The following is a 12,842-nucleotide window of genomic DNA, read 5'->3' on the forward strand; positions in this document are numbered from 1 at the left end:
GGGGGAGGGCGCGGAGCACCGGTCGGGCGCCACGCGCGCGTGAAGCGCCCGGGCCCCCGCGCCCGGGCGACCCGTCCACGCCCCCGCGCCCCCACCGTGACCGGAACCACCTCCCCGGCCCCGGCCCGGCCCCGTACCCTGTCCTTCGTGGCAGAACCAGTCGTGCGCATCCCGGATGCGAAGGTCGCGCTGTCGACGGCCTCGGTCTATCCGGAGTCGACGGCGACGGCCTTCGAGATCGCCGCGCGCCTCGGCTACGACGGCGTCGAGATCATGGTGTGGACGGATCCGGTCAGCCAGGACGTCGAGGCCCTGCGCCGGCTCTCCGACTACCACCAGGTCCCGATCCTCGCCGTCCACGCGCCCTGTCTGCTGATCACCCAGCGCGTCTGGTCCACCGATCCCTGGGTCAAGCTCCAGCGCGCCCAGTCGGCCGCCGAGCGGCTCGGCGCCTCCACGGTGGTCGTCCACCCGCCGTTCCGCTGGCAGCGCCAGTACGCGCGCGACTTCGTCACCGGGATCTGGCGGATGGCCGACGAGACGGACGTACGGTTCGCCGTCGAGAACATGTACCCCTGGCGGTACAAGGACCGCGAGATGCTCGCGTACGCCCCCGAGTGGGACGTCACCAAGGACGACTACCGGCACTTCACGGTCGACCTCTCGCACACCGCCACCGCTCGCACGGACGCCCTCGCCATGATCGACCGCATGGGCGACCGCCTCGGCCACGTCCACCTCGCCGACGGCAAGGGCTCGGCCAAGGACGAGCACCTCGTGCCCGGCCGCGGCAACCAGCCCTGCGCGGAACTCCTGGAGCGCCTGGCGCTCACCGGCTTCGACGGCCACGTCGTCATCGAGGTCAACACCCGGCGCGCGATGTCGGCGGCCGAGCGCGAGGCGGACCTCGCCGAGGCCCTCGCCTTCACCCGCCTCCACCTGGCCTCCGCCGCGACCGCGGGCTCGGCCACGTCCTCGTCCCGGCCCTCCGGGGCGCCCCGCCCATGACCGGACCGGCCGCCCCGCGCCGCCGCGGCCGTCCCTCCCGTACCGAGGAGGAGAGCGGTCCCGGCGCACGCGAGCGCATCCTGGAGGCCGCCCGCGCGCAGTTCGCCGAGCGCGGCTACGACAAGACCTCCGTGCGCGGCATCGCCAAGGCGGCCGGCGTGGACCCGGCGCTGGTGCACCACTACTTCGGTACGAAGGACGAGGTCTTCGCCGCCTCGATCGAGGTGTCGTTCGAGCCCGCCCTCGTCCTGCCCGCGATCCTCGGCGGTCCGCGCGACGGGATCGGCGAGCGCCTCGCCCGCTACTTCATCGGCGTCTGGGAGAACCCGGTCAGCCGCGCCCCGCTCCTCGCGATCGTCCGCTCGGCGCTGACCCACGAGGCGGCGGCGAAGGTGCTGCGCGGTTTCGTCCTGCGGCGGCTCCTGGAACGGATCGCCGCCGACCTCGACGTACCGGACCCGAAGTTCCGCGCGGAGCTCGCCGCCTCCCACATGATCGGGATCGCGATCCTGCGGTACGTCATCCAGGTCGAGCCGATGGCCTCCGCCGACCCGGAGGAGATCGTGGCCCACGTGGCCCCGACGCTCCAGCGCTACCTCACGGAAGCGTGACCGAAGGCTGAACAGGGTGTCCGACATGCGGACACGCCGTCCAGATCTTGGGCGGTCGGCGTACGCTCGAAGCAAGCACCCCCATCACTGAGGAGCGAGCGACGATGCCCGAGCTGAGGTCCCGCACAGTCACCCACGGCCGCAACATGGCGGGCGCACGCGCCCTTATGCGCGCCTCCGGTGTACCCGGCGCGGACATCGGCCGGAAGCCGATCATCGCCGTCGCCAACTCGTTCACCGAGTTCGTCCCCGGCCACACCCACCTCCAGCCGGTCGGCCGGATCGTCTCCGAGGCCATCACGGCGGCCGGGGGCATCGCGCGCGAGTTCAACACGATCGCCGTCGACGACGGCATCGCGATGGGCCACGGCGGCATGCTGTACTCCCTGCCCTCCCGCGACCTGATCGCGGACAGCGTCGAGTACATGGTCGAGGCGCACTGCGCCGACGCCCTGATCTGCATCTCCAACTGCGACAAGATCACCCCGGGCATGCTGAACGCGGCCCTGCGCCTGAACATCCCGACGGTCTTCGTCTCCGGCGGCCCGATGGAGTCCGGCAAGGCCACGCTGGTCGACGGCACGGTCCGCACGCTCGACCTGGTCGACGCGATCTCCGACGCCGTCAACGACAAGATCTCGGACGAGGACATCCTCCGCATCGAGGAGAACGCCTGTCCGACCTGTGGGTCCTGTTCCGGCATGTTCACCGCCAACTCGATGAACTGCCTGACCGAGGCCATCGGCCTCTCGCTCCCCGGCAACGGCTCCGTGCTCGCCACGCACACCGCGCGCAGGGCGCTGTACGAGAACGCGGCCCGCACGGTCGTCGACATCACGCGCCGCTACTACGACGAGGACGACGACTCCGTCCTGCCGCGCTCGATCGCCACCCGCGCGGCCTTCGAGAACGCCATGGCCCTGGACATCGCCATGGGCGGCTCGACCAACACGATCCTGCACCTGCTCGCCGCCGCCCAGGAGGCCGAGTTGGACTACGGCCTGTCCGACATGGACCGGATCTCCCGCCGGGTCCCGTGCCTGGCCAAGGTCGCCCCGAACGTGGCGCCCGGCGGCACGTACTACATGGAGGACGTCCACCGCGCCGGCGGCATCCCGGCCATCCTCGGCGAGCTGTACCGCGCGGGCCTGCTGAACGAGGACGTCCACACCGTCCACTCCCGCTCCATCAAGGAGTGGCTGGAGACCTGGGACGTGCGCGGCGGCTCCCCCTCCGACGAGGCCGTCGAGCTGTGGCACGCGGCCCCCGGCTGCGTCCGCTCGGCGACCGCCTTCTCGCAGTCGGAGCGCTGGGAGACCCTGGACACGGACGCGGCCGGCGGCTGCATCCGCGACGCGGCCCACGCGTACTCCAAGGACGGCGGCCTCGCGGTCCTGCGGGGCAACCTGGCCGTCGACGGCTGTGTCGTGAAGACGGCCGGTGTGGACGAGTCGATCTGGACCTTCGAGGGCCCGGCCGTCGTCTGCGAGTCGCAGGAGGAGGCCGTCGAGAAGATCCTGAACAAGCAGGTCAAGGACGGCGACGTGGTCGTCATCCGCTACGAGGGCCCGCGCGGCGGCCCGGGCATGCAGGAGATGCTCTACCCGACGTCCTTCCTCAAGGGCCGGGGCCTGGGCAAGACCTGCGCGCTGGTCACGGACGGCCGCTTCTCGGGCGGTACGTCGGGCCTGTCGATCGGCCACGCCTCGCCCGAGGCGGCGTCGGGCGGCACGATCGCGCTGGTCGAGGACGGTGACCGGATCCGTATCGACATCCCGAGCCGCGGGATCGAGCTGCTGGTCGACGACGCGACGCTGGCGGCCCGCCGCGAGGCGCTGGGCGGGGTCTACGCCCCGAAGAACCGCGAGCGCAAGGTCTCGGCCGCGCTGCGGGCGTACGCGGCGATGGCGACGAGCGCGGACAAGGGCGCGGTGCGCGACGTGTCGAAGCTCGGCTGACACACGCCGACACGCCGACGCGCCGACACGCCGACGCGCCGACGCGCCGACGCGCCGACGCGCCGACGCGCGCCGACGAAGCCGAACGGAGTGCGGGGAGCCGCCCGAAAGGGCCGCTCCCCGCACTCCTGCGTTCAGGGACCGCCACCGATGTGACCGCCCACCGGATCCCGCAGGGTCACCACCCCGCCGGATCCCGCCCGTCCACCGCGAACACGGACCCGTCCGGCGCGGTCCCGAACACCGTGCCGCCGACGACGACGGGCGAGGGCACCGTCGCCGCGTACCCGAGCCGCCCGTCCCTGAGCCGGGGCCCGGTCTGTCCGAGCAGCGCCCCGCGCCCGGTGTCGACGGCGAGCAGCCGCCCGTCGGCCACGGAGAAGTACAGCCGCCCACCCGGCCCGAGCACGGGCGCGGACACGTTCCCCGACGCCGTCTCCAGCTCCCAGAGCACCCGCCCGGCGGCCGTGTCGACGGCGGTGACGCTGCCGGCGAGGTCGAGGAGGTAGGCGGTGTCGCCGGCCACGACGATCTTCGCGTCGTCCTGTGGGTACGGCAGGGCGATGCGGCGTACGGAGCCGTCGGCCGGGTCGTACCGGACCAGGGCGTCGGTCAGGCTGTCGATGGTCGAGGAGCGCAGGAGCACCACGCCGTCGCGGCCCGTGCTCACGGGGACGAGATCACCCGCGAGCCGTTGCCGCCGGACGACCTCGCCCGTCTCCGGGCGCAGGGCGCCGAGCGTGGTGCGGGTACCGTCGCCCGTCGTCTCGAAGACCTGCACGAGGCCCGAGGCCGCGTCGTACGGGCCGAAGAGGGGCGCGGTGAAGCCGTCGAGCGCGTGGCGCCAGCGCTGCTTCCCCGTCGCCCCGTCGACGGCCCTGACGGCGGAGGTGGAGGTCGGGTAGAGCAGCGTGTTACCGGCCGGGTTGGCGCCTTCCTGGCGGGCGGCGGTGCCGGTGTCCCAGACGGGGGCGCCCCGCTCGGCGGAGAACGCCCGCAGCGTCCCGCCGTCGGCGACGGCCCCGACCGGGCCGCCGAGGGGCACGGGGGCCGAGATGCGTGCGCCGGGAGCCCCGGGCCGTGACCAGAGGACGCGGCCGGTGGCCGGGTCGAGCCGGGCGAGCGTGACACCCCTGGCGGAGCAGTAGAGGGCGTCGGCCGAGGTGACGCAGGAGGGGGCGGCCGAGGCGCCGCCCTTGCCGAGCGCGGTCTCCCAGCCCTCGAAGGGGCCTGCCTCGGCGGCGGGGTGCGCCCGTGGCGCGGTCGTCCCGCCGTCCGCCGGGCGCAGGGCCAGGAACGTGCCCCCGGCGGCGAGGACCGCGAGCGCTGCGGCGGCCACGACCGACGGCCGGAGCAGCCTGCGCCGGGCGCGCGGCGCGGAGGCCCGTACCGGTGTGTCGGCATCCCACGACGCGAAGGACGCCGAGGCCCCCGCCCCGGTCGACGTGCCCGGCAGCGGGTCGGGCAGGGTGGGCGGCCGTCGCTGGGCGGGTATGAACGCCGCTGCCTCGTACGACGGAGGCTGCAGCGCCGCCATGATCTCGGCCGGGGTCGGCCGGTCCGCCGGCTCCTTGGCCAGGCAGCGCGCGACGAGCGGAGCCAGCGCGTCCGGAACGCCCGTCAGGTCCGGCTCGTCGTGGACGACCTGGTACGCCACGATGTACGGGCTGTCCGAGTCGAACGGCCCGTGCCCGGTGGCCGCGTGCACAAGGACGGAACCGAGCGCGAACACGTCCGCCGCCGAACCGACCTCGCGGGGCCGCTGGAACTGCTCGGGCGCCATGAACGGCGGCGAGCCGATCAGCTTCCCGGTCTCCGTGTGCAGATCGCTGTCGACCGGCCGGGAGATGCCGAAGTCGATGACCTTCGGCCCGGTGTCGGTCAGCAGCACATTGCTCGGCTTGAGATCGCGGTGCACGACACCGGCCCGGTGGATGTCGCGGAGCGCCTCGGCGAGACCCGCGGTCAGCCGGCGCAGCTCGGCGGGGGACAGCGGCCCGTTCCGCTTCACCTGGTCGGCGAGTGTGGGCCCGGGCACGTAGAGGGTGGCCATCCAGGGGCGTACGGCGTCGGGATCGGCGTCCACGACGGGCGCGGTGAAGGCCCCGCTCACCCGGCGCGCGGCGGCCACCTCCTGGCGGAAACGCGCCCTGAACTCGGGGTCCTCCGCGTACTGTCCGTGCACCACCTTGACGGCGAGCCGCAGCCCGGACGCGGAGGTGGCCAGGTGCACCACGCCCATGCCGCCCGCCCCGAGGCAGGCCTGGAGACGGTACTCACCCGCGTACTCGGGTTCTTCCGCTTCCCGGTCGGCACCGGTCCTGCGCAGCGGCGGCATCGCCCACCCCCGTGTGGTTCCGCGTTGTGTCCGCGCGCGTGCGCGACGCACGGAGCCTAGTCGATGGCGCACGGGATGTCGGTGGGGCTTGCTAGCCTGCGCGTCGCGGAGAGTGAAAGTCAGCGGAGCGCTTTCGCGCCAAACGGGGGAGTGGACGATGGGTGGGGACAAGACGGCGGCGGACGGTACGGCTGCGGAGCTCGCGGACGGGGTGTCCACGATGAGCGCGGTGCGCTACCCGGTCGCCCCCGGCTACCGCGTGAACGTGCGCTCGGGGCCCGGCACGTCGTACCGCGTCGTGCGGACGCTCGGCCTGGACGCCCGGGTGCCGATCAACTGCCAGACGACGGGCGAGCGCGTCAGCGGCCCGTACGGTACGACGAACATCTGGGACTGCATCGCGGCCGGCGAGTTCATCTCGGACGCGTACGTGAAGACGGGCACCGACGGCTTCGTCGCCAAGCGCTGCAGCTGAGACGTCCCGTCGCACGCGCGGGGAGGCCCCGGGACAGCGGGATCCGGGAATCGAGGGCGATCCGGGGATAATCGACTCCGTGAGCGACGAAGACCAGACCGCCAAGCCCAGCAGCACCGCGGCCGACAGCACCACCGCGGCCGATGCGCCCGCCGGTCCGCAGCCCGAGGAGATCCGTTTCTTCGGGACGACCTGGGTGGAGCACGACGGGCAGTACGGGCTCCGCCGCGCCGGCGTCGCCCTCGGGGCGCTCGTCGCCGCCGCGGCGGGCTGCTTCGTGCTGCGCTTCGCCTACCAGGGCCTGGAGATCGCCGAGGTCGGCGGCTTCGTGAACATGCTCGTGGTGCTGATGTTCGCGATCTGCAGCGCCATCGCCTTCCGCAAGACCTGGGAGGGCTTCGTCCGCCGCCCGGCCGACCCGGGCCGCGAGGACTCGCTGCGCAGCCTCAAGATGATCGGCTTCATCGGCTCCCTGCTCGCCTACTTCTTCCGCTGCCTCACCGAGGCGCCGGGCGAGAAGCTGCGCCGCGACGAGTACGAGACGGCCCGCAGGCAGTTCGAGAAGCGCCGCGGCGCCCGCACGGGCAACCCGGCGGCCCGCAGGAAGCCCAAGCGCAAGTAGCGCGGCGGCGCACCCCCCCCCGCTCCACCGTTCAGAGCCCCGGCCGACCCATCGGCCGGGGCTCTGACGCATGTCCCGCGCATGCCCTCCGGGGGCTGCCGCGACGCTTGACGCCCCGATCCCCCAGGAGCATTATTCAACGCATGATGAATTACCCGGAAGGGGGCTCAGCAGGCCCCGCCCCAGCGATCTCCGCGCACGCCCTGACCGTCGTACGCGGCGACCGCACCGTCCTGCGCGGCCTCGACTTCACCGTCCCCCCAGGCCGGATCACCGGCCTCCTCGGCCCCTCCGGCTGCGGCAAGTCCACCCTCATGCGCGCGATCGTCGGCACCCAGGCCAACGTCACCGGCACCCTCGACGTCCTCGGCCGACCCGCCGGCGACGCCACCCTGCGCTCCCGCATCGGCTACGTCACCCAGGCGCCGTCCGTCTACGACGACCTCACCGTCCGCCAGAACCTCGACTACTTCGCCGCCGTCCTCCTCCCCGGCCGCGCCCACCGCGAAGAGCGCCGCGCCGCCGTCGCCCGCGCCATCGACGACGTCGACCTCGCCTCCCACGCCGACGCCCTCGTCGGCCGGCTCTCCGGCGGCCAGCGCAGCCGCGTCTCCCTCGCCGTCGCCCTCCTCGGCACCCCGGAGGTCCTCGTCCTCGACGAACCCACCGTCGGACTCGATCCCGTCCTCCGCCGCGACCTGTGGAACCTCTTCCACCGCATCGCCGCCGAGCGAGGCGCCGCGATCCTCGTCTCCTCCCACGTCATGGACGAGGCCGAACGCTGCCACCGGCTCCTCCTCATGCGCGACGGCGAGATCCTCGCCGAGGACACCCCCGACGCCCTGCGCCGCCGCAACGACACCGCCACCGTCGAAGAGGCCTTCCTCCACCTCGTCGACGCCGCCAACGCCCGCGAAGCCGTCCGCCTCCAGGAGCCCCAGCCATGAGCAGCGCCCCCGCCTCCCCCACCGCAGGCCTCCCCGCGCAGGGCGTCGCACCGTCCCTCTCCCGCACCCTCGCCACCACCGCCCGCGTCCTGCGGCAGCTGCGCCACGACCCCCGCTCGATCGCGCTGATGCTCCTCGTCCCGTGCCTGATGCTCTTCCTGCTCCGGTACGTCTACGACGGCGACCCGCGCACCTTCGACAACATCGGCGCCTCGCTGCTCGGCATCTTCCCGCTCATCACGATGTTCCTCGTGACCTCGATCGCCACCCTGCGCGAACGCACCTCCGGCACCCTGGAACGCCTGCTCGCCATGCCCCTCGCCAAGGGCGACCTCATCGCCGGCTACGCCCTCGCCTTCGGGCTCCTCGCCATCGTCCAGTCCGTCCTCGCCACTGGCCTCGCCGTCGGCCTCCTCGGCCTCGACGTCATCGGCTCGCCCTGGCTGCTCCTCCTCGTCGCCCTCCTCGACGCCCTCCTCGGCACCGCCCTCGGCCTCTTCGTCTCGGCCTTCGCAGCCTCCGAGTTCCAGGCCGTCCAGTTCATGCCGGCCGTGATCTTCCCCCAGCTGCTGCTCTGCGGCCTCTTCATCGCCCGCGACCAGATGCAGCCCGTCCTCGAAGCGATCTCGAACGTCCTGCCCATGTCGTACGCCGTCGACGGCATGAACGAAGTCCTCCGCAACCCCGACATCACCGGCGACTTCATCCGTGACGCCCTCGTCGTCGCAGGCTGCGCCCTCCTCGTCCTCGGCCTCGGCGCCGCCACCCTCCGCCGCCGCACGGCCTGACCGCCCCTCGGACACCCGCACCGCGCGCACCCGCGCGGTGCGAGGATGGCGACACGTATTCCTTACGGCGAGGTGAACAGAGCCATGACCCAGACCGTCGCAGTCCTCGGCACCGGCAAGATCGGTGAAGCGCTCCTCAGCGGGATGATCCGGGCCGGCTGGCGCCCCGCCGCCCTCCTGGTCACCGCCCGCCGCGCCGAACGCGCCGAAGAACTGCGCGCCCGCTACGGCGTCGAGACCGTCACCAACGCCGAGGCCGCCAAGCGCGCCGACACCCTCATCCTCGCCGTCAAGCCCCAGGACATGGGCCGTCTCCTCGACGAACTCGCCCCCCACGTCACCGCCGACCGCCTCGTCATCAGCGCCGCCGCCGGCATCCCCACCTCCTTCATCGAGGACCGGCTCACCACCGGCACCCCCGTCGTCCGCGTCATGCCCAACACCCCCGTCCTCGTCGACGAGGGCATGTCCGTCATCTCGGCCGGCAGCCACGCCACCCCCGACCACCTCGTGCACACCGAGGAGATCTTCGGCGGAGTGGGCAAGACCCTCCGCGTCCCCGAGTCCCAGCAGGACGCCGCCACCGCCCTCTCCGGCTCAGGACCGGCCTACTTCTACTTCCTCGTCGAGGCCATGACCGACGCCGGCATCCTCCTCGGCCTGCCCCGCGCCCAGGCCCACGACCTGATCGTCCAGGCCGCCATCGGCGCCGCCGTGATGCTCCGCGACAGCGGCGAACACCCGGTCAAGCTCCGCGAGGCCGTCACCTCCCCGGCCGGCACCACCATCAGCGCCATCCGCGAACTGGAGAACCACGGCGTACGGGCCGCCCTCATCGCCGCCCTCGAAGCCGCCCGCGACCGCAGCCGCGAGCTCGCCTCCGGCAACGGCTGACCGTGCCCGCCCAAGGGGCCTGACCCTGATCCGCCGGGCAGGCCCTACCCGGCCGCCCCCGCCAGCACCTCAGCCGTCGACACGACCCGGGCGAACCCACCTCCGTGCAGGGACACCGCCGTCGCCCGGGTCAGCTCGTCCGCCGTGGCCGCCCACCCGAACGGCCCCGCCAGGTCGAACGTGTGCATCGCGTCCAGCACGAACACCACGTCGTACCCGAGATTGCCGCCCATCCGCGCCGTCGTCTCGTTGCACATGTTGGTCTGGATCCCGACGACCACGATCTCCGCGACGTCCTCCCCGGTCAGCCACACATCCAGCGACGGCTCCCCGTAGAACGCCGAGTTCACGCGCTTCGACACCAGCAGCTCCCGCCCGCCGCCCTTCCCCCTCCGCTCCTCGACGAAGTCCTTGAAGTCGTTCCCCACCTGCCCCACCCGCAGCGGCGACCCCGGCTGAACCGAGTCGTGCCGTACGAACACGACCGGCCGCCCCGTCGCCTGCCACAGATCGATCAGCGCCGCGATGTTCTCCTCGGCACCCGGGTTGTTCCGCTTCCCCCAGAACTCCTCCTCCTCGAACCCCTTCTGCACATCGACGACAACCAGCGCTGCGTTCTCCGCGATCTCCATGCCCCCGATGCTGCCGCCACCCGACCCCCCGCCCCAGAGGGAGGAAAGTCGGCGACCGATGGTTTACTGCCAACCGTGCAGCGCATCGCCCTCATGGCCTTCCCCGGCATCCGCGCCTTCGACGTCTCCGTCGTCACCGAGGTATGGGGCACCGACCGCCGCACGCGCGGCGTCCCGCCCTTCGAACTCCGCCGCGTCGCGACCGACCCCGCCACCCCCGTCCCCCTCCGCGGCGGCCTCAGCCTCACCCCCGATCGCCCCCTCGACTGGCTCGACGGACTCACCCCCACCGACCTCGTCCTCGTCCCCGGCATCGAGAACCCCGACCGCGACACCCCCGCCCCCTACCTCGAAGCCCTCAACCGGGCCCACGCCGCGGGAACCCCCGTCGCCTCCCTCTGCGCCGGCGCCTTCGTCCTGGCCCAGGCGGGGCTCCTCGACGGCCGCCGCGCGGTCACCCACTGGCAGCTCGCGCCCACCCTCGCCGCCCGCCACCCCCGGACCACCGTGGAAGCCGACGCACTCTTCATCGAGGACTCCGGCATCTGGACCTCGGCCGGCACCGCCGCGGGCATCGACCTCTGTCTCCACCTCGTCCGCACGGCCCACGGCGCCGAAGCCGCCGCGACGATCGCCCGCTCGATGGTCACCGCCCCCTTCCGCACGGGCACCCAGGCCCAGTTCATCGAACACCCCACACCCCGGGCGGACCGCGACGCCGACACCCTCGCCGCCGTCCGCTCCTACGCTCTCGCCCACCTCGACGAACCCCACACCGTCGCGACCCTGGCCGACCGCGCCGGAATGTCCCCCCGCACCTTCGCCCGCCACTTCCAGGCCACCACCGGCACCACCCCCCTCCACTGGCTCATCACCCAGCGCGTCGCCGCCGCCCAGAAACTCCTCGAACGCACCGACCACCCTCTCCCCGACGTCGCCCGCCGCGCGGGCTTCGGCAGCGAGGTCACGATGCGCCAGCACTTCGCCTCGCACCTCGCCACCAGCCCACGCGACTACCGCAACGCCTTCCGTCACACGGCAGGCAACAACCCGATCGCCCGATAGGCCCGGTCCACCAACGGCCGCGCCAGCCCCCGGGCCCGCTCGGCCCCATCCCGTAGCACCTGATCCACATACCCCGGATCGGCCGCCAGCTCCGCGTGCCGCTCCCGCACCGGCCGCAACAGCTCGACCACCGCGTCCGCCGTGTCCCGCTTCAAGGATCCGTACGACTCATATACACCGGCCAGGGCTTCCGGGTTCCCACCTGTCGCCGCCGCCAGCACATCGAGCAGATTCGCCACCCCGGGCCGGCCCTCCCGGTCATAGGCGACATCCCGCCCGCTGTCCGTGACGGCCCGCAGGATCTTCCGCCGGACGGTCTCCGAGTCGTCCAGCAGATAGACGATCCCCGCCCCGTTCTCGTGCGACTTCCCCATCTTCGAACCCGGGTCCTGCAGATCCATCACCCGAGCCGCCACCACCGGATGCGTGGCCCTCGGCACCGTGAACACATGCCCGTACCGCTGGTTGAACCGCACCGCCAGATCCCGGGTCAGCTCCACGTGCTGCGTCTGATCCTCACCGACCGGCACCTCATCGGTCCCGTAGGCCAGGATGTCCGCCGCCATCAGCACCGGATACGTCAGCAACGACAGCCGCACCCCCTGCCCGGCCGCCACCGCCCGCGCGCCCTTCTCCTTGTACTGGATCATCCGCCGCAGCTCGCCGTCCGTGGCCGTGCACTCCAGCAGATACGAGAGGCGCGCGTGCTCGTCCACATGACTCTGGACGAAGAGGGTGCACAGTTTCGGGTCGAGCCCCGCCGCCAGCATCAGCGTGGCCGCCTGCCGGCTCAGCCGCCGCACCCGCGCCGGGTCGTGGTCCACGGTCAGCGCGTGCAGATCCACGACGCCGAACAGCGCCTCCGAAGCGTGCTGGTCCACCTCGACCCACCGCCGCACGGCCCCGAGGTAGTTGCCCAGGGTCAGATGGCCGGTCGGCTTGATCCCGCTGAAGATCCGCTTCATCGCGTTCGTACTCCCTCTCCGATGTGCGCCGACCCGTCGGCCGCACTCCCGGAGGGGGATACGCGAACGGCCGCCGAGTCGGCGGCCGCTGAGTGCATGCGTCTGGTGGGCCGCCGGGTCAGGCGGCCCACCACTGAGTGGTGTGCGCATGCGTGGTCATGCCCAGAGGGTACGCCCGAGGACCGGGGTTGACATGGGATTACCCGGTCCGTAGTGTTCTCCGAGTTGTCCGACGTGAGCACCGACCCCGGTCGGCCCCGGACAGCCATTCCGCAAGATCCACCAGAAGCTGACGGCGCTTCGTCGCGCCGTCGTGCTTTCCGTGCGTTTTTGCGAAATGAGGAATCCGCGTTCGAAGGTTTGAACGCGAGCCGCCCGATTAGCGTCGGGGGCAAGGAATCCGCTAAAGTCTCACTCGTCGGAACGGCCCAACAGCCGGGAAGCCAACCCACTCTGACTGGGAATCAGGCCCGAAAGGATCTGATAGAGTCGGAAACGCAGGAAGGCCGAAACGGGAAACCGAAGAAGCCGGAAAGCAC

The 12,842-nt window shown here is 72.4% G+C and carries 12 protein-coding genes; 9 read left to right on the forward strand and 3 right to left on the reverse strand.

The features are described 5' to 3' along the window. The first annotated feature begins 147 nt into the window (after window positions 1-147). From ACF09C_RS12445 to ilvD, 3 genes are all read left to right on the forward strand, one after another. Complete coding sequence (locus tag ACF09C_RS12445) at window positions 148-1,008, forward strand: sugar phosphate isomerase/epimerase family protein (protein ID WP_392091344.1); 861 nt, start codon at window positions 148-150, stop codon at window positions 1,006-1,008. Then, a complete protein-coding gene (locus ACF09C_RS12450; protein WP_392091346.1) occupies window positions 1,005-1,619 on the forward strand; it encodes a TetR family transcriptional regulator in 615 nt (204 codons plus the stop codon). The genes ACF09C_RS12445 and ACF09C_RS12450 overlap by 4 nt, the downstream gene beginning before the upstream one ends. Before the next feature lie 104 nt (window positions 1,620-1,723). Further along, the gene (ilvD, locus tag ACF09C_RS12455) at window positions 1,724-3,577 is read left to right on the forward strand and encodes a dihydroxy-acid dehydratase (RefSeq protein WP_392091347.1); all 1,854 of its coding nucleotides are present in this window, start codon (window positions 1,724-1,726) and stop codon (window positions 3,575-3,577) included. A gap of 178 nt (window positions 3,578-3,755) precedes the next feature. On the opposite strand, the gene ACF09C_RS12460 is transcribed toward ilvD, so the two are convergent. Beyond that, window positions 3,756-5,915 carry a PQQ-binding-like beta-propeller repeat protein gene (locus tag ACF09C_RS12460; RefSeq protein WP_392091349.1) on the reverse strand — a complete coding sequence of 720 codons (2,160 nt, stop codon included), beginning with the start codon at window positions 5,913-5,915 and terminating at the stop codon, window positions 3,756-3,758. Window positions 5,916-6,072: 157 nt separating this feature from the next. Here ACF09C_RS12460 and ACF09C_RS12465 point away from each other — a divergent pair, with 157 nt between their 5' ends. The 5 genes from ACF09C_RS12465 (at window position 6,073) to proC (ending at window position 9,641) form a co-directional block, all read left to right on the forward strand. Further along, window positions 6,073-6,390, forward strand: a complete 318-nt coding sequence (locus ACF09C_RS12465) for a hypothetical protein (RefSeq protein WP_392091350.1) — start codon at window positions 6,073-6,075, stop codon at window positions 6,388-6,390. 79 nt (window positions 6,391-6,469) lie between these two features. Continuing rightward, window positions 6,470-7,012, forward strand: coding sequence for a hypothetical protein (locus ACF09C_RS12470; RefSeq protein ID WP_392091351.1), 543 nt, complete (start codon window positions 6,470-6,472; stop codon window positions 7,010-7,012). A 143-nt stretch (window positions 7,013-7,155) separates the two neighbouring features. Then, window positions 7,156-7,959 (forward strand): ABC transporter ATP-binding protein, encoded by an 804-nt coding sequence (locus tag ACF09C_RS12475; protein ID WP_392091352.1) that lies wholly within the window; start codon window positions 7,156-7,158, stop codon window positions 7,957-7,959. Next, window positions 7,956-8,747: an ABC transporter permease gene (locus tag ACF09C_RS12480; RefSeq protein WP_392091354.1), complete on the forward strand. Its 792-nt coding sequence runs from the start codon at window positions 7,956-7,958 to the stop codon at window positions 8,745-8,747. The genes ACF09C_RS12475 and ACF09C_RS12480 overlap by 4 nt, the downstream gene beginning before the upstream one ends. 84 nt (window positions 8,748-8,831) lie before the next feature. Beyond that, window positions 8,832-9,641, forward strand: a complete 810-nt coding sequence (gene proC / locus ACF09C_RS12485) for a pyrroline-5-carboxylate reductase (RefSeq protein WP_392091356.1) — start codon at window positions 8,832-8,834, stop codon at window positions 9,639-9,641. A gap of 44 nt (window positions 9,642-9,685) precedes the next feature. Here the strand turns inward: proC and ACF09C_RS12490 are convergent, their stop codons facing one another. Further along, window positions 9,686-10,273, reverse strand: a complete 588-nt coding sequence (locus tag ACF09C_RS12490; protein ID WP_392091357.1) for a cysteine hydrolase family protein — start codon at window positions 10,271-10,273, stop codon at window positions 9,686-9,688. A gap of 93 nt (window positions 10,274-10,366) precedes the next feature. On the opposite strand from ACF09C_RS12490, the gene ACF09C_RS12495 reads away from it, so the two are divergent. After that, window positions 10,367-11,338 carry a GlxA family transcriptional regulator gene (locus ACF09C_RS12495; RefSeq protein ID WP_392091428.1) on the forward strand — a complete coding sequence of 324 codons (972 nt, stop codon included), beginning with the start codon at window positions 10,367-10,369 and terminating at the stop codon, window positions 11,336-11,338. On the opposite strand, the gene trpS is transcribed toward ACF09C_RS12495, so the two are convergent. Continuing rightward, complete coding sequence (trpS, locus tag ACF09C_RS12500) at window positions 11,305-12,303, reverse strand: tryptophan--tRNA ligase (RefSeq protein WP_392091358.1); 999 nt, start codon at window positions 12,301-12,303, stop codon at window positions 11,305-11,307. The genes ACF09C_RS12495 and trpS overlap by 34 nt on opposite strands. Between the last annotated feature and the right edge of the window lie 539 nt (window positions 12,304-12,842).

The sequence above is a fragment of the Streptomyces sp. NPDC014870 genome (assembly GCF_043081505.1).
In the GTDB taxonomy this organism is placed as follows: Bacteria; Actinomycetota; Actinomycetes; order Streptomycetales; family Streptomycetaceae; genus Streptomyces.

Excerpts from the sequence above, each read along its gene's own strand:
- ACF09C_RS12465 (WP_392091350.1), top strand. The coding sequence starts at position 6,073 with ATGGGTGGGGACAAGACGGCGGCGGACGGTACGGCTGCGGAGCTCGCG.
- ACF09C_RS12475 (WP_392091352.1), top strand. The coding sequence starts at position 7,156 with ATGATGAATTACCCGGAAGGGGGCTCAGCAGGCCCCGCCCCAGCGATC.
- trpS (WP_392091358.1), bottom strand. The coding sequence starts at position 12,303 with ATGAAGCGGATCTTCAGCGGGATCAAGCCGACCGGCCATCTGACCCTG.
- ACF09C_RS12450 (WP_392091346.1), top strand. The coding sequence starts at position 1,005 with ATGACCGGACCGGCCGCCCCGCGCCGCCGCGGCCGTCCCTCCCGTACC.
- ACF09C_RS12480 (WP_392091354.1), top strand. The coding sequence starts at position 7,956 with ATGAGCAGCGCCCCCGCCTCCCCCACCGCAGGCCTCCCCGCGCAGGGC.
- ACF09C_RS12495 (WP_392091428.1), top strand. The coding sequence starts at position 10,367 with ATGGCCTTCCCCGGCATCCGCGCCTTCGACGTCTCCGTCGTCACCGAG.
- ACF09C_RS12490 (WP_392091357.1), bottom strand. The coding sequence starts at position 10,273 with ATGGAGATCGCGGAGAACGCAGCGCTGGTTGTCGTCGATGTGCAGAAG.
- ACF09C_RS12460 (WP_392091349.1), bottom strand. The coding sequence starts at position 5,915 with ATGCCGCCGCTGCGCAGGACCGGTGCCGACCGGGAAGCGGAAGAACCC.
- proC (WP_392091356.1), top strand. The coding sequence starts at position 8,832 with ATGACCCAGACCGTCGCAGTCCTCGGCACCGGCAAGATCGGTGAAGCG.
- ilvD (WP_392091347.1), top strand. The coding sequence starts at position 1,724 with ATGCCCGAGCTGAGGTCCCGCACAGTCACCCACGGCCGCAACATGGCG.